The organism is Gracilimonas sp. (assembly GCF_035704785.1).
Classification (GTDB): Bacteria; Bacteroidota; Rhodothermia; order Balneolales; family Balneolaceae; genus Gracilimonas.
The window spans coordinates 1-24,269 of record NZ_DASSWP010000180.1; the positions used below are offsets into that span (position 1 = coordinate 1).

21 protein-coding genes are annotated in these 24,269 nt (G+C 40.8%); 14 read left to right on the top strand and 7 right to left on the bottom strand.

Translation table 11 applies throughout. From position 1 onward, the window contains the following. The 10 genes from VFM80_RS10300 to VFM80_RS10345 all read left to right on the top strand — a co-directional run. Positions 1–237, top strand: a 237-nt coding sequence (locus VFM80_RS10300) for a hypothetical protein (RefSeq protein ID WP_395071744.1), incomplete at its 5' end; no start/stop codon positions are given. Between the two features lie 597 nt (positions 238–834). Further along, a complete protein-coding gene (locus tag VFM80_RS10305; RefSeq protein ID WP_349353153.1) occupies positions 835–1,053 on the top strand; it encodes a ribbon-helix-helix protein, CopG family in 219 nt (72 codons plus the stop codon). 87 nt (positions 1,054–1,140) lie between these two features. Then, the gene (locus VFM80_RS10310; protein ID WP_395071745.1) at positions 1,141–1,542 is read left to right on the top strand and encodes a putative toxin-antitoxin system toxin component, PIN family; all 402 of its coding nucleotides are present in this window, start codon (positions 1,141–1,143) and stop codon (positions 1,540–1,542) included. A gap of 874 nt (positions 1,543–2,416) precedes the next feature. Further along, entirely contained in the window at positions 2,417–2,887 is a 471-nt protein-coding gene (locus VFM80_RS10315; protein WP_395071746.1) for a GbsR/MarR family transcriptional regulator, read from the top strand. 265 nt (positions 2,888–3,152) lie between these two features. After that, entirely contained in the window at positions 3,153–3,797 is a 645-nt protein-coding gene (locus VFM80_RS10320; protein ID WP_395071747.1) for a TetR/AcrR family transcriptional regulator, read from the top strand. A gap of 61 nt (positions 3,798–3,858) precedes the next feature. Beyond that, the gene (locus VFM80_RS10325; protein ID WP_395071748.1) at positions 3,859–5,364 is read left to right on the top strand and encodes a TolC family protein; all 1,506 of its coding nucleotides are present in this window, start codon (positions 3,859–3,861) and stop codon (positions 5,362–5,364) included. A gap of 16 nt (positions 5,365–5,380) precedes the next feature. Beyond that, positions 5,381–6,430: an efflux RND transporter periplasmic adaptor subunit gene (locus VFM80_RS10330; RefSeq protein WP_395071749.1), complete on the top strand. Its 1,050-nt coding sequence runs from the start codon at positions 5,381–5,383 to the stop codon at positions 6,428–6,430. An 18-nt stretch (positions 6,431–6,448) separates the two neighbouring features. Next, on the top strand, positions 6,449–9,796 hold the full coding sequence (locus tag VFM80_RS10335; protein ID WP_395071750.1) for an efflux RND transporter permease subunit: 3,348 nt from the start codon (positions 6,449–6,451) through the stop codon (positions 9,794–9,796). Between the two features lie 12 nt (positions 9,797–9,808). Further along, entirely contained in the window at positions 9,809–10,807 is a 999-nt protein-coding gene (locus tag VFM80_RS10340; RefSeq protein WP_395071763.1) for an LLM class flavin-dependent oxidoreductase, read from the top strand. 106 nt (positions 10,808–10,913) lie between these two features. Next, on the top strand, positions 10,914–11,645 hold the full coding sequence (locus VFM80_RS10345) for an acyl-[acyl-carrier-protein] thioesterase (protein ID WP_395071751.1): 732 nt from the start codon (positions 10,914–10,916) through the stop codon (positions 11,643–11,645). A gap of 108 nt (positions 11,646–11,753) precedes the next feature. Here VFM80_RS10345 and VFM80_RS10350 read toward each other — a convergent pair whose 3' ends face one another. From VFM80_RS10350 to VFM80_RS10370, 5 genes are all read right to left on the bottom strand, one after another. After that, complete coding sequence (locus VFM80_RS10350) at positions 11,754–12,575, bottom strand: aldo/keto reductase (RefSeq protein WP_395071752.1); 822 nt, start codon at positions 12,573–12,575, stop codon at positions 11,754–11,756. 76 nt (positions 12,576–12,651) lie between these two features. Further along, positions 12,652–15,447 (bottom strand): T9SS type A sorting domain-containing protein, encoded by a 2,796-nt coding sequence (locus VFM80_RS10355; protein ID WP_395071753.1) that lies wholly within the window; start codon positions 15,445–15,447, stop codon positions 12,652–12,654. Positions 15,448–15,535: 88 nt separating this feature from the next. Further along, entirely contained in the window at positions 15,536–16,840 is a 1,305-nt protein-coding gene (locus VFM80_RS10360; RefSeq protein ID WP_395071754.1) for a dicarboxylate/amino acid:cation symporter, read from the bottom strand. Then, positions 16,837–17,667 carry a DUF92 domain-containing protein gene (locus VFM80_RS10365; RefSeq protein ID WP_395071755.1) on the bottom strand — a complete coding sequence of 277 codons (831 nt, stop codon included), beginning with the start codon at positions 17,665–17,667 and terminating at the stop codon, positions 16,837–16,839. The genes VFM80_RS10360 and VFM80_RS10365 overlap by 4 nt, the downstream gene beginning before the upstream one ends. Positions 17,668–17,670: 3 nt before the next feature. Continuing rightward, positions 17,671–17,919: a hypothetical protein gene (locus VFM80_RS10370; RefSeq protein WP_395071756.1), complete on the bottom strand. Its 249-nt coding sequence runs from the start codon at positions 17,917–17,919 to the stop codon at positions 17,671–17,673. A gap of 90 nt (positions 17,920–18,009) precedes the next feature. Between VFM80_RS10370 and VFM80_RS10375 the strand changes: the two genes are divergently transcribed. The 4 genes from VFM80_RS10375 (at position 18,010) to mazG (ending at position 22,626) form a co-directional block, all read left to right on the top strand. Further along, complete coding sequence (locus VFM80_RS10375) at positions 18,010–18,615, top strand: Maf family protein (RefSeq protein WP_395071757.1); 606 nt, start codon at positions 18,010–18,012, stop codon at positions 18,613–18,615. 2 nt (positions 18,616–18,617) lie between these two features. Further along, the gene (locus VFM80_RS10380; RefSeq protein ID WP_395071758.1) at positions 18,618–20,522 is read left to right on the top strand and encodes a tetratricopeptide repeat protein; all 1,905 of its coding nucleotides are present in this window, start codon (positions 18,618–18,620) and stop codon (positions 20,520–20,522) included. 1 nt (position 20,523) lies between these two features. Continuing rightward, positions 20,524–21,792: an asparagine synthetase B gene (locus VFM80_RS10385; protein ID WP_395071759.1), complete on the top strand. Its 1,269-nt coding sequence runs from the start codon at positions 20,524–20,526 to the stop codon at positions 21,790–21,792. Positions 21,793–21,861: 69 nt separating this feature from the next. Continuing rightward, a complete protein-coding gene (gene mazG, locus VFM80_RS10390) occupies positions 21,862–22,626 on the top strand; it encodes a nucleoside triphosphate pyrophosphohydrolase (protein WP_395071760.1) in 765 nt (254 codons plus the stop codon). Here mazG and VFM80_RS10395 read toward each other — a convergent pair. Both VFM80_RS10395 and VFM80_RS10400 read right to left on the bottom strand, forming a co-directional pair. Next, entirely contained in the window at positions 22,619–23,728 is a 1,110-nt protein-coding gene (locus VFM80_RS10395; protein ID WP_395071761.1) for a hypothetical protein, read from the bottom strand. The genes mazG and VFM80_RS10395 overlap by 8 nt on opposite strands. A 59-nt stretch (positions 23,729–23,787) precedes the next feature. Further along, positions 23,788–24,081 (bottom strand): hypothetical protein, encoded by a 294-nt coding sequence (locus VFM80_RS10400; protein ID WP_395071762.1) that lies wholly within the window; start codon positions 24,079–24,081, stop codon positions 23,788–23,790. Between the last annotated feature and the right edge of the window lie 188 nt (positions 24,082–24,269).

Consider the following 24,269-nt stretch of genomic DNA (forward strand, 5'->3'; position numbering starts at 1 on the left):
ATTATCGATGCTCCCTCTCCTGCCGAGTCTTTTCGTCGAGGAGTGCGGCATTCGATACGTCACGCATTGAATGAAGGTCTCGAAAGTGATAAGGATATCGAAAAGCTTGTAGTACAAATCTGTTATCGTGCGGCTGATCTAAGTTACTTGTTGGACCTTAGTAATCAGAAGCTTTCTAAATATTCTGAAGAGTTACGGGAAGACCCTTCAGATTTAGATCTTTCTGACAATATCTAAGTCTGGCACATAACATCTTTAAAAAGGACATTGTCAAGGGCACATAGTTTCCCTACCGTAGATGTTACGTTCTCGTGATATCCATTAAGGCCTGTAAGTATCAGTTCCACCTCTAATGGCGTGGTCGGTTAAGAGATCTTCATTGACGCTACCGGCGTCCAAACATCTTTGCGGGCTTATTTCTGCCACTCTGAGCAGAACCGTTCCAATCCCTCGGAACGATCCCAGATCTGAAGCCGAACTGAAAGCTTCCCAATCAAACGGTGCGAGCCTGACTGCCCAGCCGGGCAGCCGCTCTGTTATGCGTTCGGGCTTATGGGTTGTGGCCAGTAGTTTTGGGTGGTGAACTTGGTCATCCTGCCTTTAAATCCTTGGTACTCTTCGTCCCCTTGCTGAGCATATGCCCGCCGATCTTGGCCAGCTCTTTGCCGGTTCAAAATTCGTGGGCTTATAGAAATTCCGAGTTTTAATTACATTACCTGCCAATAAGGCCAAGCCGGTTATGCGGCAGGCCGTTATAGCCCTTTCCAAATAAATAAGTTGCCCTACCGTTAGAGTTGTGTTACATTGTAAAACAACAATCATAAACCTACATTCATGGATACAACTCTAACCATTCGAATTGACAAAGAACTGGAACAGCTTCTTGAAGAATCATCGAAGAAATCCGGACGTTCAAAAAGCGAATTGGTCCGTCAAGCTTTAAAACGGCAATTATCAATTGAGTCTTTTCAAGAGCTTCGTAAACAACTCTTACCCTATGGTGAAGCACAAGGATGGCTCACCGATGAAGATGTTTTTCGTGAAGTTTCGTGAGAATTTTAAATTTGATTTTTATAGTCTCACGGTGCAGCCCAATAGCACTATGTATCTCCTCGCCCAATCCTCAGCCTGGAGTGTATTATGAAAATTTTTGCTGACACCAATGTTTTAGTAAGTGCTTTCACCGCAAGAGGATTATGTGCAGACCTTCTGGAAGTTATTCTTGCAGACCATCAATTAATAACTGGAGAAATTGTTTTAAATGAATTGGAACGGGTATTGATTAAAAAACTCAATGTTCCACAGAATAAAGCTTCCAAAACACTATCATTTCTTCGAAAGCACCAAATAGAACCCATTCCTGACAAACCTTCTGATGTAAAAGTAAGAGATCAAGATGATCGTTGGGTGTTGGAATCAGCATTGAGGGCAAAAGCTGACATATTAGTAACCGGGGATAAAGATTTATTAGTCATTTCAAACAATGTACCACAACTAAAGATTATTTCGCCTCGAGGTTTTTGGGAATTATTAAAAGAGTAAAGCGGGTTATAACAACGGTTTCAACGCGGACTTGGCCACTGTTTGCCCTTTTAAAATTCGTGGGCTAAAAGATATTTCCAATTTTAATTACATTACCAGCCAAAAAGGCCAAGCCGGTTAAACCGCAGGCCGTTATGCTTGAAAAAAGATAAAAATAAGCAGTAAAGCCCTCATGATTGATGCTATTATATTGATACTGCACTTATTGATATTCATAGGGATGCTCACGTTAAGTAGTTTACTAATTGCACCTATCTTTGGTGTTGCGCCTGATAGCGAAGAGCTGATGCTTGCTTCTTTTTTCGGTGTCTTCGCATTTCTGATTCTATTTCTCAATATCAGCATGGTTAGAAAACGTACGAATAAGAGGACATTACTTTTGGCTAGTGCCTCACTGCTCTGGATGTCTTTATGGTGCCTGCTTGTGAGTGCTTTTGATATGAAAGGTTTTATAGTGGCTTATATTGTCGTCACACTACCGCTTCTGTTTATACGGTTGAGGTGTGCAAAATCTGGCAAACTGTGAGCATAACATCTTTAAAAAGGACATTGTCAAGGGCACATAGTTTCCCCACCGTAGATGTTACGTTCTCATGATATCCATTAAGGCCTGTAAGTACCAGTTTCACCTCTAATGGCGTGGTCGGTTAAGAGATATTCAGACATTCTCGACCATTGTAACCCTTCTTGTACTGCCCTCCATTTATGTAATACTGGATGATATTCGAATTTGGGGAACAAGGATATTGCATAGTGCCCGATAGTTTATTCTCACCTTAGGATTAAACAAAAGCAGACTTTCAAAAATTGAAGTCGTTTTAGTGAATAGATTTGTTTAGTATTGAGTAAACTAAATTCTATTCAATAAAAACCCATGTCCCCAAGCAGCTATAACAGCAAATCAGATTTTGTTGAAGCCTTCAGTCTTAAGATCGAAGAGCTGGGGCATCCTCGTATTTATGGGCAGATACTGGGATGGCTGCTTATCTGTGATCCGCCCCATCAATCATTTCCCAATCTGATGGAAAACCTGGATATCAGTAAAGCATCCGTAAGTAACGTTACACGTATGCTGCTCGAGCGCGGACTTATTGAGAAAGTACGCATCAAAGGAGAGCGGCAGATCTATTTCAAACTGAAAGAAGGGTCTGTCATAGATTTTATGCAGAAACAATTACGACTTGCTTTAGATCTTGAGGAGATCACGTCCAAAGGTTTGGAATTCCTAAGTAAAGAAAAGGACACCGATTCCAAACGTCTGGAAAAAGCCAACGATTTCCACCGATTTCTTGCAGAACAATCTGAAAACCTCATCAAAAAATACAAAGCTGATCACGATCTCTGATCAATTGCACGCACATTAACTGACCGAGAGTTTATTAAAATTTTGTTAAACTGAATCTTCATTCATATTTCAAAAAATAAACCTCTTTTGTGAAACCGCTTTTCTGAGATTTTAGTCGTCTTTTAACTCTTTTCTCTGCTTCCAAATCACTGCCGAACATTCCCAGATATAAAGAAACTATATGTTGTTTATTTTGTTTACTAATTATTAAACTTACTGAACAATAGAATTGATAGTCAGTCAACTTATGACCGAGAGTTATTAGATGAGCACCAAAGAACGAAAAGAGCGCGAAAAGAAGCGTCGAAAAGATCAAATTCTAGACGCAACGATCACCCTGATCGAAGAGCAGGGATTTGAACAAATCACGATGGATGAAATTGCTTCCAGAGCAGAACTCAGCAAGGGTACTCTTTATCTATACTACAATGATAAAGCCACCTTATACCAAGCTATTAAAAAGAAGGCGTTAGTTTTTTTGCATGAGCAGTTTTTAAAATCCATTCAGCAAGATATGCCGGGCGCAATGCTGGTTAAAGATATGGTACTCACTTTTCTGGACCTCATTCAGGATAATGCAACCTTCACGAAGGCCATGCTGCTTTTTGAACAGATCAGTAAGGATAAACCTGAGGAGCATTCAGTTATTGAAGATTGTACTGATCTCGAAAATGAACTACTGATGCTGATAGTCAGAGCCATACAGATCGGTAATCAGGATGGAAGCATTAAGAATAAACAGAGCCCTAAAATTCTGGCTTTACAGATAGCTATTCAGATGCAGGGAATGCTGCAGTTCTGCATTATCAATGCCAATACCAAAGGAGCTCAGATCTTAACTGAACATGAAATCACCCTTGAAGGATTGATGGAACAGTTCCTGCACACACAATTTAACTACAGCGAATAATACGATCTGTTACATGAAAATAACCCACCTTAAACTTTTAACTCAAACATTTTTGAACGATATGAATTCAATATTCATCCGGTCTAATATGCTTAGGGGGATGCTAATGCTGATCTTTAGTTTTAGTGTACTCCCCTCTGCCATACATGCACAGCCTGAAGATCCCCTGCCTGCTCAAACTATTGACCTGAAGCAAGCTATACAGATAGCATTGGCCAATAACACCCAAATGAAGCGATCACTGTTATCGATTCGGGATGCCAACCAGCAGATCCGGACAGCTTGGAGTAACGTGATGCCTGATATTTCTGCTTCAGCCAACTATACCCGAAGCCTTGAGGTACCGGTAAATTTTTTACCTGAAATTATATTCAACCCCAATGGCGACCCCGATGCCTTGATCCCCGTTGCTTTTGGAACGGATAATAATTGGCAAGGTGGTTTTACTTTTTCACAGACCCTCTTCAGCGGACAGGCATTTGTAGGGATCAGCAGTTCGGAACTTTACAGAGCGGCCCAATCTGAAAATCTAAGAGCAACTTCTCAGGGTATCGTTACTCAAACCCGCATCACCTATTACCAGGCTTTGGTCGCCAAAGAACAGTATAGTCTCATTCAGGCACAGATCGAACGGCTTGAGAATAACCTAGAGGATACCAAAAAACGATACGAACAAGGCTTTACCGATGACTATGCAGTTCTCCAGCTGGAAGTACAGCTCAGTAACCTTAAGCCACAACTTACAAGCGCAGAATTTGCGATCAGAAATGCTCTGAAAGATCTGCTTGATGTAATGGGGCTTCCCGTTCAACTTTCGCTGGATATCAAAGGAGATCTAAGTGAATTCAATATCTATGGTAACGAAACTGACATAGAAGAAAATGAGGCATTGAAAACTGTTGATCAATTAACCCCGCTCCAATTACAGAAAGATTCTGCGCTTACAGAACAAGCCATGGACCTTCGGGGCGATCTTCGCATTCTTGATGTCCAGAGACGCCTTCAGGGTAAGCAACTGGATGCACAACGCAGCTTATACCTGCCCAATATTACGGCGTCCTACAATTTGCAGTGGTCAGCGGCGCAAGCCGGTAACCCGCAATTTTTTGGAACTAAAAATACCAGGGCACGATCGCAAACTCTGATGGTCGGAGTTCAGGTTCCCATCTTTCAGGGATTCAGCCGGGATGCAGCCGTTCAGCAAGCCAAAATCCAGATCAAAGATACCGAGCTGCAAATGTATCAGGCAGAACAGACCGCCAACAAGGAGATCTATTCAGCAAAACAAGGTGTTCGAGAAGCCATGCAGAATAATGATGCCCTCATTAAGGCTATAAATCAGGCTAAAAGAGGCTATGAGCGTGCTTTAGCTCGCTACCAAAACGGAGTGGGTTCTCAGCAAGAAGTGACCGATGCCGAACTTCAACTACGGCAAGCCGAAAATAATTATGCCCAAATGGTTGCAAGTTACTTAATTGCCAAAGCTCAATATGATCAGGCCATCGGTCAAGTACCTTTTGTGGAAACTGACATTCAGGAAATCAAAGAAAATATCGAACTCAAATAACATGGACTTAACAACAATGAAATTTCACATAACTTTATTAGCACTGGTTTTATTTATTTCGGCCTGCGGTAATGGCGGGCAGAATGAAGATGAAGCCAACGAACCTCAGCAAGCTGCTACACCGGTTTACATACAAAAATTACAACCTTCTGATTTCCGTCATTATGTAAGTGTTCAGGGAGATGTGGAATCCGATAAAACCATCATGATCAGTCCAAAAACTACGGCTACGGTAGAAGAGATCCAGATACGTACAGGCGATAATGTACAAAAAGGTGATGTACTTGCCCGACTTGATGGCGAGATCACCCGAAGTCAGATCACAGAAGTGGAAACTCAGCTTGAACTGGCAAAGACCTTATTTGAACGACAGCAGAATCTGCGTGAACAAAACATTGGTTCTGAGGTGGAATTTCTTCAGGCCAAAACACAGTACGAGTCCGCTAAAAATCAATTAGCAACCCTTACTGAGCAGTATGAGGATTACACGATCCGCGCAACCATTTCCGGAACGGTAGATCAGGTTAACCTGAAAGTGGGTGAAACCGTGGGACCAAATGCTCCGGTATTTCAGATTAGCAATTCCGAAGCTCTGAAAGTGATAGCATCCGTATCAGAAGCCTACATATTGCGTGTGGATCAATCGGACAGTGTTGATATAAGCTTTTCAAGCCTGGATGAAGTGATTTCGAAAAAATTGGATGTGGTGAGTAAGGCTATCAATCCTTCCAACCGAACCTTTGTTGTGGAAATTAATATCCCAAATAATAGTGGGAATATTCGCCCAAACATGATGGCCAGCGTGAAGATCAACGACCTTACTCTTCGTGACCAAATTGTAGTGCCTTCCAATACCGTTCAGAACGCCAACCAAATTTCGTATGTATATGTCGCCGAGGAAACGGACGCCGGATGGATTGCTTCCCGTAAGGAAGTGATCCCATCTCAAAGCTACAATAATGACCTTGTCATAGAGGAAGGATTGAACGCCGGGGATCTTCTTATCACCGACGGCTATACAGATCTGGCCGATGGTCAGCCCATCTCTATTCAGGAAGAAAATTAATAGTAAGAGAGTAAATAAATGAATTTCAAAGAATTTAAGATTTCAAGTTTGGCGATCAATAACCGAACCAGCGTATATCTGCTGACGGTGCTGATCACTATCATTGGTATTTATTCCTATATCACCCTGCCGAAAGAAAGTTTTCCTGAAGTAGAAATCCCCATCTTCAATGTGGTCACTATTTATGCGGGAGCTTCCCCTGCGGATATTGAGAATGTCATCACCCGGCCCATTGAGCAGGAGCTTAAAGGGATTGACGGAATTGATCAGATCACCAGTGTTTCTAAGCAGGCTACATCCATCATCACCGTAGAATTCCTTACCAGTAAAGACAAGCTGGTAGCTCAACAGGAAGTAAACGATGCCGTTGAAAAGGCCCGTGCCGAACTTCCTACACAACTTACGCAAGAGCCACTGGTCAACGACTTCAACCTCGACGACCAACCCATCTTAAACATTAACCTCTCCGGAAATTTTGACCTGGTTGAACTGAAAGGGTTTGCCGATGAAATTCAGGATGAAATCGAAAGCCTCCCTGATATAAATGAGGTTGAGATCGTGGGTGCACTTGAACGTGAAATTCAGGTAAATGTGGATCTTCACAAAATGCAGTCTGTGGGAATCACCTTTAAAGATATCCGTACGGCTGTTGCCAACAAAAATATGACTGTATCTGCCGGCCAGCTAGATATGGGTTCCATGGAACGTTCCGTTCGGGTTGATGGGGAAATTGAGGAAGCTGATGATCTTGAAAACCTGATCATACAGAATGTACAGGGCGATGAAGTTTATTTGAAAGACATTGCCATGATAGAAGATGACTTTGCCGACCGCGAAAGTTATGCGAGCCTGAATGGCGAGCCTGTTATCACCCTGAATGTGAAAAAGAAAAGCGGTGGAAATCTCATCGAGACTTCTGAAGCAGCTATGGCTATTGTTCAGGAGCTGCATGAAACTCAATTTCCGGACAACCTCAATATCACCATAACCGGAGATCAGTCCCAGGATACCAAAGACAGTGTTTCTAACCTGTTCAATACCGTTATTCTTGGGTTCTTCTTTGTAGTTATAGTATTGATGTTTATTATGGGAGTACAGAATGCGGTATTTGTGGGATTAGCTATTCCCTTATCTTCCCTGATCGCATTTTCTGTGATGCCCAGCATTGATTTCTCCATCAATATGGTTGTGCTTTTTGCCCTGATCCTTGGATTGGGAATTGTAGTGGATAATGCCATCGTGATCGTTGAAAATATCTACAGGCACGTGACTAAAGGGGAGCTCAGTAAAACAGAGGCAGCCAAAAAAGCAGCCGGAGAAATCGCTCTTCCTGTCATCACAGGTACTTTAACAACCATAGCCCCTTTTGTACCTCTTCTTTTCTGGGGAGGCATTATCGGGAAGTTCATGATCTACTTACCGATTACGCTGATCTTAACCCTGGTCGCTTCTTTGGTTGTGGCCCTGGTTATGAACCCCGTATTCGCGGTTTCATTTATGAGCGAAGATGAAAAGCATGTTAATGAAGAGAAAAAGCGTGACCAAACCTTTCTTTGGATCGCTTCAGCTGTAGTCGGTGTACTTGCAATGGTCTTCTACCTCACTGGTGGCATGTTCGTTGCCAACTTGCTGGTTTTCCTTTATCTGCTTTGGTTAATTGAGCGATTTATCCTGAAGCCTTTGATCCGCAAATTCAATCAAACAACATTGCCAAAAATTCAGTCATTGTACCATGATACCATCCAGTGGATCCTTGTTGGACTTCGCCCCTGGTTTGTACTTGGCGGAACTTTTGTATTCCTCATCTTCAGTATTTTTCTATTGGGAATTGTGTCACCAAAAGTCGTTTTCTTTCCTGAAAACGAACCGAATTTTGTATATGTCTATAACGAAATGCCGGCCGGTACCGATCTTGATGAAACCAATCGGGTGAACAAGATCCTGGAAGACCGGGTGTATGAAGTGATCGGCAGGGATAACCCAGTTGTGAAATCCGTGATCTCCAACGTAGCGATCGGAGCCAATCCTCCTAACAGCATTGATCCCACCCCTACTCCTACCAAAAGTAAGGTGAGTGTTGAGTTTGTTGATTACCAAAACCGAAACGGAGTCTCTACTCAAAAAATCCTCAACCAAATCCGTGATAATGTCCAGGATATTCCCGGAACCACCATTACGGTTGAAAAAGAGCAATCAGGCCCCTCTACGGGAAATCCCATAAACATCGAAATTTCCGGAGAGGAATTCGGTGAGATCATTGCACTGACTGAGGAATTCAAAAGCTTCATTCAGGATCAGGATATTGAGGGAATTGAAGAGCTGCGTTCAGATCTTCAGGTGAATAATCCTGAGATCATCATTGATATCAACAATGAAAAAGCCAACAGCTATGGCATCAGTAATGTACAAGTTGGAAGCATCATTCGTACAGCATTACTGGGAGAGCCTATCTCTACCTTCCGTGAAGATGAAGACGAATATGACGTGACCTTGCGACTTCTTGAAAAGGATCGTTCTAACATCACCGACCTGATGAATATGACGGTTCCGACTCCAACCGGAAATATCCCGATCTCAGCAGTGGCAACACCTCAATTGACCTCAAGCTACGGAGCCATCAATCGCATTGATCTGGAGCGTGTTGCGACGCTCTCATCAAACGTGTTGACCGGCTACAATGCCAATGAGATCAACACTCAGATCCGGGAAGCATTACAGGATTTTGAAGTACCACAAGGTTATGAGATCTCCCTCACCGGAGAGCAAGAGGAACAGGCTGAAACAGGTCAATTCCTTATGATAGCACTGTTGGCTGCCGTTGGGTTGATCTTTCTGATCCTTGTATCTCAATTTAACTCGATCGGTAAACCCTTGATCATCATGTCGCAGGTGCTGTTCAGCTTGATCGGTGTATTCATCGGTTTCTCAACCTTTGGGATGGATATCTCAGTGGTACTGACCGGGATGGGGATTATTGCCGTAGCCGGAATTGTTGTGAAAAACGGAATTATACTTATTGACTATATCGATATTCTCAGGAAGGAAGGTGCCGACCTGAAGGAAGCCGTAATTGAAGGAGGAGCCGTTCGTTTGAATCCGGTGATACTGACAGCCGCATCAACCATTCTTGGATTGATCCCGCTGGCTATCGGGCTAAACATTGACTTTTATGGATTGTTTGCGAGCTTTGAGCCGAATCTGTATTTCGGTGGTGACAATGCTTCTTTCTGGGGACCGTTAGCATGGACCATTATCTATGGCCTCGGTTTTGCAACTTTCCTCACCCTATTTCTTGTTCCTTCTATGTACTTCATTGGAGTGAATACAAAGACATGGTTTAAGGAAAAAATGAAGTCTTTTAATTAAAGAGTTATGCACATGATACCTTATTCTGTTTTAGATCTGGCGGTAGTAACCGAAGGAAGTAATCCCAAGGAAGCCATTGAGCGCAGCCGTGAGCTGGCGGTGTATGTGGAAGAACTGGGCTATAGCCGATTTTGGATGGCTGAGCATCACAACATGGAGCATATTGCAAGTTCGGCCACTTCCGTACTTTTGGGACACATGGCCGAGGCTACATCAAAGATCAGAATTGGCTCCGGTGGCATCATGTTGCCTAATCATTCTCCGTACATCATAGCAGAGCATTTTGGTACGCTGGAAACTATGTATCCCGAACGGATTGATCTCGGCTTAGGCCGGGCTCCGGGAACGGATCAAACTACGGCACACGCCATTCGTCCAAACCGAATGCAGGAAGTGTATAATTTCCCGGATAATGTAGCGCAGCTCCAGAAATACCTTTCCAAAGAAAATGAAGGAAAAGTCAGAGCTTTTCCAGGAGAAGGAACTGAAATTCCAATATGGATATTAGGTTCCAGCACCGACAGCGCGCATCTGGCGGCTAAACTCGGATTGCCGTATGCATTTGCCAGTCACTTTGCCCCACTGCAGCTTATAGATGCTATCCGAATTTACAGGCAAGAATTCCAACCATCCAAACAGTTAGGTGAGCCCTATATCATGGCCGGTATTAATGTGATAGCTGCCGATACAACGGAACAGGCCCATTATCTATCCACCTCAACCAAGCAAATGTTTGTTGGAGTAATAACCGGAGAGCGTACCCCTCTTCCACCACCGGTTGATGATATTAACAAGGTTATTCCCTTACAGCACCAAATGGCGCTGAAGCAGATGTTGGCGTATTCTTTTGTGGGTGATAAAGAGAAAATCAGCAAAGAGTTGAATTCATTTATTGAGCAAACCGGAGTAAATGAGGTGATGGTGGCTTCGTATATCTTTGATCATCAGGAGCGGCTGAAATCACATAAACTGTTTTCCGAAGTAATGAAAGAGGCAACACTCAGTCAGTAATGATAATTGCACATTAGAAATGTACATAGCATAGTGTAAAAGCTGTTGGACTTTTATTTGGCCTTTCGGCATTAAGCGTGTATTCTGTTGCCAAATTCAAATTGCCATGAAAGAAGACATCACCAAACATTCCGAATCATTTAAGATCCGTGCGAGCGAAGTTGACAAGCATGGAAAGGCTACTTTACCCGCACTCTGTTCCCTTTTCCAGGAAGTAGCGGGTAATCATGCCCGGAAACTTAACTTTGATATAACACAGCTCCATGAACAAGGCCTGACCTGGGTTTTGCACCGCATGGATATCAAAATTGAACGCTACCCAAACTGGCGTGAAACCATCACCATAGAGACCTGGCCGGCTGCGGGTGATGCATTAAGAGCTTATCGTGATTACCGGATTTTGGATGAAGAAAACAATCAAATTGGAGCTTGCCTGAGTTATTGGATGATGATCAACTTAAAAACCCGTCGTCCAACCCGGATGCCCAAAGAGGTGCTCGATATGCGTCTTTCGGATATTAAACATGTGATGCCCATAAAATCAGATCGTCCCAGATCTTTTGAAGAAGCAGATATTCAAAAAAAGTTTGTGGTTCGTAAATCAGATCTGGATATGAACGAGCACGTGAATAATGCCCGCCTGGTAGAGTGCCTGATGGAAACCTATGATGAAGATAAGGCCTACCTGATCAAAAATATAGATATCATGTTTATGCAGGAAAGCCTGGCCGGAGATATAATTACATCAGAATTTTCAAAACAATCCGGAACTAACCTGCACCAGCTTAAAAATCAAGATGGGGATACAATAGCCTTAGCTGAAATTAGCACCGGATAATTTCTTAACAGCTTGATAGGCCTAAGCTATACCAGCATCAGCTTAAAACCGAAACGATAAAGTTTTGACCTTAGCTGAATGCCGATATAATTCAGGTTTATATTACGATCAATTATCCCATTCAGGTGCAAAATCAGGATCGACCAATCGGATTGATTTATCAATATCATCAATGGCATAGAAATCATCATCTTCTAAGACAAAATCGTATACATCGATGTTTTCCCTGAGATGTTCCTCGGATGAGGCTTTTGGAATGGCCACCACCTGCTCCTGTTCAATCAACCAGCGAAGGGCGATCTGAAATGGAGATTTGCCATACTTTTCACCCAGTTCCTTAAGCAACGGATCCTCATTCACTTTGGCCTGAGCCAGCGGTGAATAAGCGGTGAAAAGCAGATCCTGTTCTGCTGCGTAATCCAACAGATCCAACTGACTCAGGAAAGGATGGTATTCGACCTGATTACAAAATATGGGGGCAGCAAGCTCCTCGTTAAGTTCCTTCAGTAATTTCAATGGAAAGTTGGCAACACCAATATTCAACGCCTTGCCTTGATCACGTAAGGAGAGAAATGCCTCCATGGTCTTTTCAATATCTACATCGGGATTAGGCCAATGTATGAGCAAAAGGTCTAGATAGGGAGTGTCGAGTTCACGGAGGGAGTTTTCGGCAACTTTAAGTACATCTTCTTTCTCAAGATGTGTATGCCAGATCTTGGAGGTAAGAAAAATTTCCTCTCGATCAACATGAGATCTCTTGATAGCCTCCCCTACCTCTCTTTCATTCTTATAACTTTGTGCGGTATCAATATGTCTGTAGCCGAGATTAAGCGCCAGCTTTATGGTATTTTCTCCTTCTCTGCCAATTAATCGGTGTGTACCAAGTCCTATTTCGGGTACTTCTACACCTTGAATTGTTTTAAACTGCATGATAGGTTTTAAGTAAAATCCTTTTTTTGATTATGAGTTCTATTATAAATAACTGTTATGATTCGAAATATGTTCATTATTTGACTAATGTCATTTTTCGAGTCATAATAGTTTTACCGACTTCCAATTGATAAATATACATACCACTTGGCTTATCTGTGGCATCCCATTCAAATTGTTTTTGTCCTGCTGAAAGAGTCCCCTCCACAATAACAGCTACCGGTTGTCCTACAATATTAAATACAGAAAGCTTTACATCCTCCGGCTGTGGCAGATAAAATGAAATTGTGGTTACAGGGTTAAAAGGATTCGGATAATTCTGATGAAGCTCCAATTCTCTGGGTTTATCTGTTATCGTTTCATCCTTGACTGCCTTTGACTGTGGTGGGACCAGGGTTACAGCAAAACGTTCCTCATCCCTGTTTTGGTCAACTGAAAATATTTCTCTTATTTCTTTATTCACCTTAGATGTAGTGAAAACGTGCTCCAGGGTGACTGAGAAATCTCTTCTTAAAGTATATTCTTTATTTGTTTTAAGATCCTGAAGTATTACTTCCCAATCAGCCGGCAGCTGATCCCACTCTGTAACCGAAAAAGTGATCTGTCCACTTTCAGAACTGCTGAAATGTATCGGAAGCTCTATTCGTTGTTCTGATTCTGAGGAAAGTGTTATCAGATCGTAGTAATCACTCCCTTGTTTAAAAGAAAAATTCAAAAATGATTGATCCGGTAAAAATAATTCAGGATAAGAACTTAGATCTTTTGAACGAGTCAATACTTTTTCATCAGAAAAGTTCACCTTTACAACTTCTTCCTGAGCCCCGGATTGAAGGGTTAATTCTAATACCCCATCAATATCCTCTTTATTTGAAAGGTTATTACTGAGATCAATACCATCATTAAACTCATCTTTTCCCAAACTCAGCTTCGTTTTTGCATACGGATATTCAAGCATCACCCAAAAAGAAGTTTTTGGAGGAATAATTTGATCATTTTCTAATTGCCTGAAGTTCAATTCGCCTGAAGCACTTTGATTGATCTCATAAATAGCAGAACCAAGAGGAAGTTCGGGATATTCCGATTTTGCAACGTTAAGGAAGTTTTCTATCCTAATGCCTTTATCCAGGGTATTATAGACAAGATTTAACCCTTCTAAGCCATCCAAAACCTGATTTTCATTTCTATCTGTTCCTGAGACTGTAAAAGTCAGGTTATCATCCGAGGCTTGCTTTTTCAGAAGTTGTTCGGTCCGATTAGTTAATTGCTCAATTTCATTTTCTTCAAAATGCCCAAAAATAACGCTATTAGTTTCATCAACAGTTGAGTTTTCATTAAGCTTTTGGAAGGATTGCTGCTTTTCATTCCATGTATAGAAATCTTTATCTGAAAACTCCTCTTTGATATCACTCCAATTTGGCAACACTCTCCAGCCGGAATTGACTAATCCCATTGCTGTTGTGACATTCTTGTTCAAGTTCCCTGAAACTTCTTCTGCCCCCATATCAGTATAATTATTGACAAATAATTCAGCATTTTTGGTTTGACCACTTTCTGCACTCCTTATCTTAGAGTAACTGACTTGGTGGATTATTTTTCCATCAGAATTTTTAAGGGTTAGTATACCCCCCCCATTATCCAAAAGTCTTTTCTTTAAATTTGAGGAAACTACATGTTCATTTACTGTTGCGGAAGGGAGTTCAGCAGTATCAAACCATTGGATCGACTCACCAGGCATCAATACGGCATCAGAATCAAATTTAAAAACGAGATCTTTAGCTGACAAGGTCCAACCTTCAATGGATACTAAAGCTTGTTCGGAATTTTTAATTTCGACAGAACCGGCTCTATCGGCACCATTTGATACTTTTGAAATAAAGATCTCCGGCTGTTCATCGTCTTCAATAATTAAATTATGTGATGAAAAATCTCCAAAATCACCATAAGTGAGGTTTTGAAGTTTAAATATCCCTGCTTTAAAGCCATCATAGCTATTATTATTAGCGGAAATAGGAATTTTCATCTGATAATTGTAATCACCAATCAGTCCTGTGAAATTAATTGTTTTTGAATCGAAACCAGAAAAATGGTCGGGAGAAGCAATACTTCGAAGCGAGTCAAAAACAACATCTACAGAAGCCCGTGCCCCATCATGTTCATAAATAGCTATATTTAAAATGGCTACTGAATCACTTTCACTGACCGATGAGATGCTATTCTTAAATTGAACTACCGGAGATTTCATCAAATTAAAGGATGTTCCAAAAATTTGAAATGAGTTCCCTTCATTTCCCCTCCAGTTTAAGGGCTCTCCAACAAATGAAAGCAACATGCTCCTTGTGCCACTGGCTCCATTCCTGATGTAGTATTGTTGATTGGGTTCTTCCCCGAGCGTCAATATCGTTCCAGGGTTTTCTTTCAAGCTTAAAGGAATATCAGATCCATCTTTTGTATTCCATATATTTCCTTTTCCCCAACCCATCCCAAAAATAAACCGATGAGCTTTTTGTTCCTTTTGATATACGAACAAATGATGTGCTCCCCTTTCAAAGTTTAATCCACCGGCATTATCTATATGAAGACTAGTTCCTGCAGTAATTGATTCCTCAAAGGTAAATTTGATCTCATTTCCATTCAAAACTTCTAAACTATCATTCCATCGCCCATCAGAGAAAAAAATAGTTGTTCCTCTTTCAATATCGATAAGCGGAATAAAATCGATTGAAGGCGTATCAGTATCAACTGACACCACTACTACATCACCCGGAAGCAATACAGACTGACCATAAGCCTGAAGGCCAAACATGGCAATCAATAGAAAAAGGGCGATATGTAGTGTTTTAGTAAGTGTTGAGGATAGTAACTTTTGAGCCATAGGCACCTGTGTTACATCTATGTACGTTCACTACAATTAACATATTTTCAGGCATAAAGGCATGTAAAATTTCCGGATTTTTAAAATTCTAATCATCCAGATGTGCATCACCCAACAATCCTTCAGAAGAAGCAACTGCAACGGATACTGCGGCGTCTCCCGTAATATTTACCATAGTTCGGAACATATCTAGAATCCTGTCAACTCCCAGTATCAAAGCAATTCCCGCTGTCGGCACCTGTACTGACTCTAAAACAATTACAAGCATGATTATTCCGGCGCCGGGTACTCCTGCTGCGCCAATAGAAGCTGCTGTGGCAGTTACCACGATCGTAAGTTGTTGTACTAGCGTTAGATCCATTCCCAAAGCCTGGGCAATGAACACAGCCGCTACAGCTTGATACAAGCTCGTTCCATCCATGTTGACTGTTGCACCGATCGGCAGTACGAAACTTGCAACTTCATCCTCAACTCCCAGATTTTTTTCTACACGCTCCATGGTTACGGGAAGTGTAGCCGCACTTGAACTGGTACTAAACCCTAACAACATAGCCGGCTGAATGGCTCTAAAGAAAGTACTCAGTTTCATGTTGCTGGTCGCCTTAAATAAAGTAGTATACACTACAAATACATGAATGGTCAAACCAATTAAAACAGCCAGGCAATACCAGCCCAGTGCATACAGTAACTCCAAAGCTTTGCCCAGATCATCACCAGCCAGGTCAATTAATAATGAGGCCATCAAGGCAAATACACCATAGGGAGCCGTGAGCATAATAAGCTCTACGATCCTGATGATCACATCGTTAAAAGCATCAAAGAAATTGGTGAGTGTTTCAGCTTTTTTCCCACCGATCTGGATGATTCCGATGCCTAGCAGAATGGCAACAAATACCACCTGCAGCATATTCGAGTTATCGGAAGCGGCACTGAAGAAGTTCTCAGGTACAATGTCGACGAAAAAATCCAGAGGTCCACGATCCATGACTTCCATGGCAGCCTCATCTCTGCCTTCCAGTGATTCACTGTAAGTGGCTTGTAACTGCTCTCGTGTCTCCACCGGAAGCGATTTTCCCGGCTTCATAATGTTTACCGTTGCCAACCCGATGCTAATAGCCAAAACGGTTGTTATTGCATAAATAGCTACTGTTTTACCTCCCATTCGGGAAAGCTGAGCCGTATCATTGAGGCTTGTTACACCTGTTACCAACGACACTAACACCAAAGGAACCGCTATTAAAACCAGTAATTTTATAAATATGGTACCTATCGGCTTGATATAGTCGGTCGTAAATTCATTAAGTCCGACAAGATTTGCCACCAGTCCCCAGACCAAACCTAAGATCAATCCGATGATAATTTGCCAATGTAACTTTCTATACCATTTCTTCATGTGCCAATAATTAAGATTAATACTAAGCTTATTAAGGAGGCTATTCCAGCCGAGATCCAGTTCACAAAATTGTTGCTAACATAAAAATTCTGTATTCCAAATAAAGAAAGAACAGAATTATCATATCGCTGATTTTGAAATCGTGCGCCAATGTACGAATCCACGAAACAACCCAAAAATCCAACTGAAGAAATTATCAGTAAAGTTGAAGTGCTGCTATTTTCGGAATTGAATGCCCAGAATACTCCGCTAATAAAGGCACCTCCAAGTAAAGCAGCAAATGTACCTATAACACTGACGCCGCCATCTGTTCCGGGAGGTACTTTTTCCCAGGTACTCAGGAGCCTTGTTCTTCCTTTATACCTTTTTTCTCCGATTTCCGTAGCCCAGGTATCAGCTGTTGCCATTGCCATGGAAGTAACCGCAGCAATTAAAAATGCATCTATTTCTGTTAAGAACCAGATCAAAAGCCACAGTATGAACCAAAACCCATTAGCCCAAACCTGCTTTGCGTTTCTTCTGAATTTTTTTTCTAAAAACCCTTCTTTTGTAATAAGATTTTTTGACAAAATAGATCCTGAAATAAAAAATCCTAAAACTATTGCGGCACCTATCACTCCCCCTATCCCATAAGCAATACCACCAAAAATTCCGGCAGCAATAGCCCCATCAATAGTCAGCCAATTAACAATAAAGGCGAAAACTGAGAATGAAAAGGCGAGCAGAATTCCAATGAAGATCTGTTTGTGAGTTTCTGCATCGGCATATAAAATAAACACAAAAACCAGAGCCAAAGAAAAGAAGATATTTACCCAGCGATCAAGCACTTCTTAGTTTGATGCTGCATTCGGTTCTTCTTCACGATCATGTTTCATGATCGCAAAAACAACTAGAATATACCCTGCCATTATTACGATTGGAGAGACAAATAATGAAATAAACCCATTTACTTCATTTTCAAGGTACATGGCCGTAAAACCAACTACGATCAGAAGAATGGCTATCCCGATCATTTTGTAATTATAAGCAGAAAAAAACATAGGTTGATCGTCTGTCGCATTACGTTTTACTTTTGCCATGTTGTTTTGATTAACTTTAGTATAATTTTGATTGAAACGCTATGCAAAGTTATTTAATTATCTGCTAAACCCAAAAGTACAAAATAGCACATGCCACAAATTATTCTGGCTTCTCAAAGTCCCCGCAGGAAAAAGCTGCTAGACCAAATAGGCCTTTCGTTTCAAGTATTCCCCAGTAACGCTGAGGAGATCAGTTCACAGCGAGATCCTGTATTATTAGTTGAAGAATTAGCTCTTTTAAAAGCCAGTGACGTCAGCTCAAATTTTTCGGATGCTTTTATTATTGGAGCAGACACTATAGTTGTGCATAACAATGAAATTATTGGCAAACCTGAGAATGGTGAAGATGCAGCCAGACTCCTGTCCACACTCAGTAATTCTACCCACGACGTTTACACCGGGGTAGCTTTTGTAAAAACTGATAAAAACAGACAAATAACAGCTAAACATACTTTTTATGAGCAAACAAAAGTAACGTTCAGTGCGTTAGAACCTCAGGATATAAATGCATATATAAAATCCGGAAGCCCATTGGATAAGGCCGGTGCTTACGGTATCCAAGACGATCTGGGAGCTTTATTTGTAGAAAGAATTGAGGGTGATTACTATAACGTAGTAGGATTTCCCCTCAACAGGTTTTATAGAGAATTAAAAAAATTTATGCCTGACATGAGTTTAATGACTAAGAAATTATGATTTTGAAGCAGTTAATTTTTTCCTTTCTACTCTCAATATTCCTTTCAGCAAGTGTAGTGGCTCAGAATAATCCCCAGTTTCAGATGGCCGGCCATCTAATGCAGCAGCAAAAATATTCCGAAGCACTTCCTTTGCTTAAAGAGCTGAACGAAGATAATCCGGGTATTTATATTTATGCTGACCGATTGATCGATTGCCTTATTCAGCTCAAACAATATGATGAAGCCATTTCGCTCGCGAACAATTATGAGGATGATCCCGAAGTTAATGGCCAGGTTCAGATTCGCATTGGAGAGCTTTATCATTACAAAGATCAAAAAGAAAAAGCACTGGAAATATGGCAGGAAAACTTAAATGCAAATGAAAACCAACTTCAGCTGTACATCACCACAGCACGTGTAATGGTCAATCGCCGCGAGTATCTTGCGGCTGTCGATATTTATAAACAAGCCCGTAACAAATTTCAAAATAACAGAATCTTTTTTTCTGATATAGCCAATGCTTATATGCAAGCCGGTGAATATGAACTTGCTATCAACGAATGGCTTGCCCTGCTCGAAGATTCACCTAATCAAATTTCCTTCATACAGCGAAGCCTGTTGAGATATAATGATCCTATTCTTTATGACATCACGATCGTTGAACTAAATGATCGTTTATCCGGCATTTCTCTTTCCAATCCCTTGTATCACACTTTCTATGAGCTTCAGATCTGGCTGCTTCAGGAAAACAAATTATACCGGCGCGCTTTTGCTGTAGCCAAGGAGTACGAAAACAGATCTAATTCATTTAATTATTCCCTGTTTAATCTGGGCCGGCAGCTTGTCAATAATAATGAGTTTAAATTGGCAGAAGAGGCTTTCACTTATTACACAGATAAAGCTTTTGGGGAGATCAAATGGCGTGGACTCGAAGAGTTATCGAATACCTACTCTGTTTGGGCTAAATATATAGATGACTATAATCTTGACTTCAGCGATCAGCGAGACAGCCTGTATAAACTTGCTATCGTTATGCTCGATTCTATTGAAACAGAAACCAGCAGTTACAGCAGGATGAATAATGTATATCTTAAAAGGGCCGAACTAGCCCTTGACCATGTTTTTGATCTAGAAAAAGCTGAAAATTCATTACAAAAACTTAAATCCATCCCCGGCTCAAATGAATCGCCTGAGATCCCTTATCTGGAAGGCCGTATTAACCTTGCAAAGAAAGAATACCCTCAGGCTCGTATAAGTTTTACAAGAGCTAATAAACAGGCTGAGATTGGGGAAATGGCTGAGAAAACGCGTTATTTTCTTGCCCTCACTGACTTCTATTCCGGCGACTATGAATTTTCCACCATTCAGCTTAAATCTCTTGGGCGAAATAATACTTCTTATTACGCAAATGACGCCCTTCAACTTCGCCTTTGGTTACAAGAAGGACTTTCAATAGACACCACAGGTACAAATTTATCTAAGTTTGCAGATGCCGTATTCAAGTACAGGAATGGGGAAAGTCCAGCAAGTGTTTCTCTTTTTTCAGCAATGGTAGAAGATCCCAATTTCTTAGCTCTCAAAGACGATGCCCTCTTATTTTATGTACGTTCTTCTCATGTAAACAGAACAGAAAAATACATTAAGCTTGATAATTACTTATCTACAACCCCTTACACTCCCATAAAAGAGAAATTGCTTTGGGAGCTGGCAAAGCTGGCAGAAAGAATTAATGTCGAAGCGGGTACTTACAATTGTGAAACATCCGAAGATTGCTTTTTTGCTGACAGCAGCCGATCCGCAATAAATTCAGAGATATTCCTTTCGGCAAAAGCTTTATACGAACAATTGATTCTGGAATTTCCTGGAGGGTTTTACGCACCTTATGCACGAGAACGTTTAACTAATTTAACCGAGCAAAAATCCTGATATGTTCAAAAGATCTCTCATAATACTGACCTTTATACTTACCCCGTTTTTGGTAACTCAGGCACAACAGCATGTGCTGATCCCAATGGACGCTTCTCAAACAAATCATTTAAAAGCGTATGGAGTCATTTTTAATCATATCAGTGATGGCTATACTGCTCAATGGTTACTTAACTATAAGGGCGGAAGTTTTCTGGCACAAGTTGAAAATGATATCATCAGAAAAAGCCGGTTGCGAAATGTTGCACTTGAAACTATGAGCGCCTCTGAAGCTCGCCAAATCGTTGCAGATGTAGAAAGTAACAGCAGTAATACCGCAGCAATAAATTTAGAAAAAGCTCCTAAAATAGCCGTCTACACTCCTGACCAAGCCGTGCCCTGGGATGATGCCGTAACCCTTGCCTTAACCTATGCGGAAGTTGAATATGATAAAATATGGGATGTGGAAGTACTGGAGGGAAGACTTAGCGAATACGATTGGCTTCATCTTCACCACGAGGACTTTACAGGTCAATACGGAAAATTTTGGGCCAGTTACAGGGGCATGCCCTGGTATATAGCACAAGTGAATCAGATGGAAGCTATGGCTGAGGAATTGGGTTTCTCCTCGGTAAGTGAACAAAAGAAAGAGGTGGCAAGAACAGTAAAACGGTATATAGGAAATGGAGGCTTTTTGTTTGCAATGTGTTCCGGAACCGATACTTTTGATATTGCTCTTGCATCTGAAGGCGTGGACATTGCCCCGGAACAATTTGACGGTGATCCTGCTGACCCAAATGCACAGGAAATGCTGGATTTCAGCAAAACATTAGCATTTGAAGATTTTGAAATCATACTCAATCCCGGCGAATACGAACATGCCGATATAGATGTTTCTCCCGCCATCGAACAAATCGACCAATCTCTAGATTTCTTTACCCTCTTTGAGTTCTCAGCTAAATGGGATCCTGTACCTACCATGCTTACCCAAAATCATGTAAGCAGCGTTCGCGGATTTTATGGGCAAACCACAGCCTTTCAGAAAGACAAAGTGAAATCGTCAGTAGTGGTACTAGGAGAATCACCCGGACGCGATCAGGTTAAATACCTGCATGGAAATTTTGGAAGTGGAACCTATACATTTTATGCCGGCCATGATCCAGAAGACTACATGCATCGTGTAAACGACCCTCCCACCGATCTCGAACTTCATCCAAACAGTCCCGGTTACCGGTTGATACTGAATAACATCCTGTTCCCGGCCGCTAAAAAAGAGAAGAAAAAAACCTAGGAAATTGGAAATTTTGGATTTTGAATTAGGTAATTTCTAATTCAAAATTTCTAATTCAAAATTTCACTAATGAAGCCAAGCCGGAAATTTGAAGATCTTGTTGAACTCGTGGCAATTCTCAGGAAGGAATGTCCCTGGGATCGCAAACAGACCCATGAATCCATCAAGGATAATCTCATTGAGGAAGCCTATGAAGCTATTGAAGCGCTGGATGATCGGGATTTTGGAGAGTTTAAAAAAGAATTAGGAGATCTGCTTCTTCACGTGGTATTTCATTCTAGAATGGCTACCGAGACCAAGACGTTTGATATCGGGGATGTCATTTATACCCTAATGGAAAAACTGATTCGCCGCCACCCTCATGTATTTGGAGATACTGTTGTCGATGGCGAAGAACAGGTTTCGGAAAACTGGGAGAACATAAAACTTAGGGAAGGAAAAAAATCTACTTTAGACGGACTACCTGCCCAACTCCCGGCTCTAATCCGTGCACAGCGCATGCAAGAGAAGGCCTCTAATGTAGGCTTCGACTGGCCGGAATGGAAACTTGCCTGGGAAAAACTGGATGAAGAGTTACAGGAATTTCGGCAAGCCCTGGAAAATGGAGATCAGGATAAACTTTCAGATGAATTTGGGGATGTGCTTTTCTCCTTGGTAAATGTAAGTCGTTATTTTGAGCTTAATGCCGAAGACAGCCTGCGTAAAACCAATACAAAATTCGAGTATCGGTTTCGATACATTGAGCAGAAGCTGAAAGAACAAGACAAGGCGCTCAAAGACTCTTCCCTAGAAGAGATGGATGCGTATTGGAATGAGGCTAAAAAACTCAGTTGATTCTTCTCAATTGAAAAATTGTAATCTTCTTGTTGTGATGTTCCCCTCTTTTATAATTTTGAGCTGTTCCTGGTATAAATTTACCCCTGTTATTAGTCATATCAGGATAATCATTTAAAAACAGTAGCTCGCTCCCATATCCAAATTTAGCCCCACTCCCTAACACAAGCATATCTTTGTGTTCTAATTTTATTTCATCAATTTTATTTAGCTGATAGTCAAAAATATGAAATACATTTTCCCTGGTTTTGTCAAAGTTATTTCCATTCTGAACTTCTGCTACCAAATAATTATCTAAAGCATATATATTTTTGAACCTACTATTAGTAAGAATAAAATTTTGCCAATCAACTTCAGCTTGTTCAGATCTATCTCTAATAGAAAAATTTGCCTCACTTATAGAAAAACTTGGATCATTTATTACAACAGAATCTTTTTTATCAGATCTCAAATTATAAGAATATATTTTGGGCTCATCAGCTCTTCCGTAATAAACAATGTTATTTCTTACTGCAAAAGGATTTGTGTAACGAAGCCCAGTCATTTTGCTGTGTCGGTCTGTAATTTTATCAATGCCTTTTATCCGTTCAAGCCTGCTACCATTAATATTATAAACACTTATCAGTCCTCCAACCAAGCCTCCGTAACTGTAAATGATTAATTTATCATTAGTCACAGAAAATTTACCTAAGGCTCGTTTAACACCAATATACTCTCCTATATATTCTCCATCAGAAGATACTTCTACAAACTTTAGTTGCATGGCATCCCAAATTAGAAGATTTCCATCTTTTTCAGCAATCGCACCTGGTCCTAAGAATTCTCCTGGACCAGCTCCTTCTTTGGTCAATATCTTAGTTTGTTCCCCTTCAAAATTATAAGAGATTACCATAGGAGGATTGTTAACACTTAATAATAGTTTTTCAGCATTAAAGTAAACACCCATACTGAAATTGTAGAACTTTAAATTTTCCTGTAGGATAAATTCCTTAGTCTGAACTAATTCAAAATTTCCATTTGTACTCTTAATGCTTTGCGCATTGACTACCTCAGTACTCAGAGCTAACAGGAGTACTAATATAATTTTTACTACTATTTTCATGGATAAATGATGACAAAAAAAAGAAAGGCATATGTAAAAATATGCCTCTCATTTTTAAATTATGGGTTATCACCCGGAGGTAGTTCTTCGCCAGGTAATGCACAATTTTGCATACAGCATTCACTACAATGAGTGGTTCCATCTGACTGACAAACTTGGTTACCATTTTCATCATAGCTACGATTAAATATCACATAACAACAAGCGGTAATACAGTTTGAATCATTACTACCCTCTTCAATGCATACCGTAGGATCAATGTTTTTATCCACTTCATCCGTAACAAAACTTGTTACCGAAAACAATGGAACAAGTACAATACTAATTATAATAAAGAATGATTTTAATCCCATATGTTACTCTCCTTTGGTTAATGTTAGTAAACACATCCTAAATAATACAAAAAAAAAAAAACGCAAATTAAACTTATATATTTATTCATAATGTTTTAGAAAACCTCATGATAGATCAATATTCAAGCATCGGTTTCGATACATCGAGCAGAAGCTGAAAGAACAAGACAAGGCGCTCAAAGACTCTT

Coding starts and splice junctions, on each gene's coding strand:
- VFM80_RS10375 (WP_395071757.1), top strand. CDS start 18,010: ATGCCACAAATTATTCTGGCTTCTCAAAGTCCCCGCAGGAAAAAGCTG.
- VFM80_RS10400 (WP_395071762.1), bottom strand. CDS start 24,081: ATGGGATTAAAATCATTCTTTATTATAATTAGTATTGTACTTGTTCCA.
- VFM80_RS10395 (WP_395071761.1), bottom strand. CDS start 23,728: ATGAAAATAGTAGTAAAAATTATATTAGTACTCCTGTTAGCTCTGAGT.
- VFM80_RS10320 (WP_395071747.1), top strand. CDS start 3,153: ATGAGCACCAAAGAACGAAAAGAGCGCGAAAAGAAGCGTCGAAAAGAT.
- VFM80_RS10335 (WP_395071750.1), top strand. CDS start 6,449: ATGAATTTCAAAGAATTTAAGATTTCAAGTTTGGCGATCAATAACCGA.
- VFM80_RS10385 (WP_395071759.1), top strand. CDS start 20,524: ATGTTCAAAAGATCTCTCATAATACTGACCTTTATACTTACCCCGTTT.
- VFM80_RS10370 (WP_395071756.1), bottom strand. CDS start 17,919: ATGGCAAAAGTAAAACGTAATGCGACAGACGATCAACCTATGTTTTTT.
- VFM80_RS10345 (WP_395071751.1), top strand. CDS start 10,914: ATGAAAGAAGACATCACCAAACATTCCGAATCATTTAAGATCCGTGCG.
- VFM80_RS10355 (WP_395071753.1), bottom strand. CDS start 15,447: ATGGCTCAAAAGTTACTATCCTCAACACTTACTAAAACACTACATATC.
- VFM80_RS10315 (WP_395071746.1), top strand. CDS start 2,417: ATGTCCCCAAGCAGCTATAACAGCAAATCAGATTTTGTTGAAGCCTTC.
- mazG (WP_395071760.1), top strand. CDS start 21,862: ATGAAGCCAAGCCGGAAATTTGAAGATCTTGTTGAACTCGTGGCAATT.
- VFM80_RS10310 (WP_395071745.1), top strand. CDS start 1,141: ATGAAAATTTTTGCTGACACCAATGTTTTAGTAAGTGCTTTCACCGCA.
- VFM80_RS10330 (WP_395071749.1), top strand. CDS start 5,381: ATGAAATTTCACATAACTTTATTAGCACTGGTTTTATTTATTTCGGCC.
- VFM80_RS10350 (WP_395071752.1), bottom strand. CDS start 12,575: ATGCAGTTTAAAACAATTCAAGGTGTAGAAGTACCCGAAATAGGACTT.
- VFM80_RS10325 (WP_395071748.1), top strand. CDS start 3,859: ATGAATTCAATATTCATCCGGTCTAATATGCTTAGGGGGATGCTAATG.
- VFM80_RS10360 (WP_395071754.1), bottom strand. CDS start 16,840: ATGAAGAAATGGTATAGAAAGTTACATTGGCAAATTATCATCGGATTG.
- VFM80_RS10305 (WP_349353153.1), top strand. CDS start 835: ATGGATACAACTCTAACCATTCGAATTGACAAAGAACTGGAACAGCTT.
- VFM80_RS10340 (WP_395071763.1), top strand. CDS start 9,809: ATGATACCTTATTCTGTTTTAGATCTGGCGGTAGTAACCGAAGGAAGT.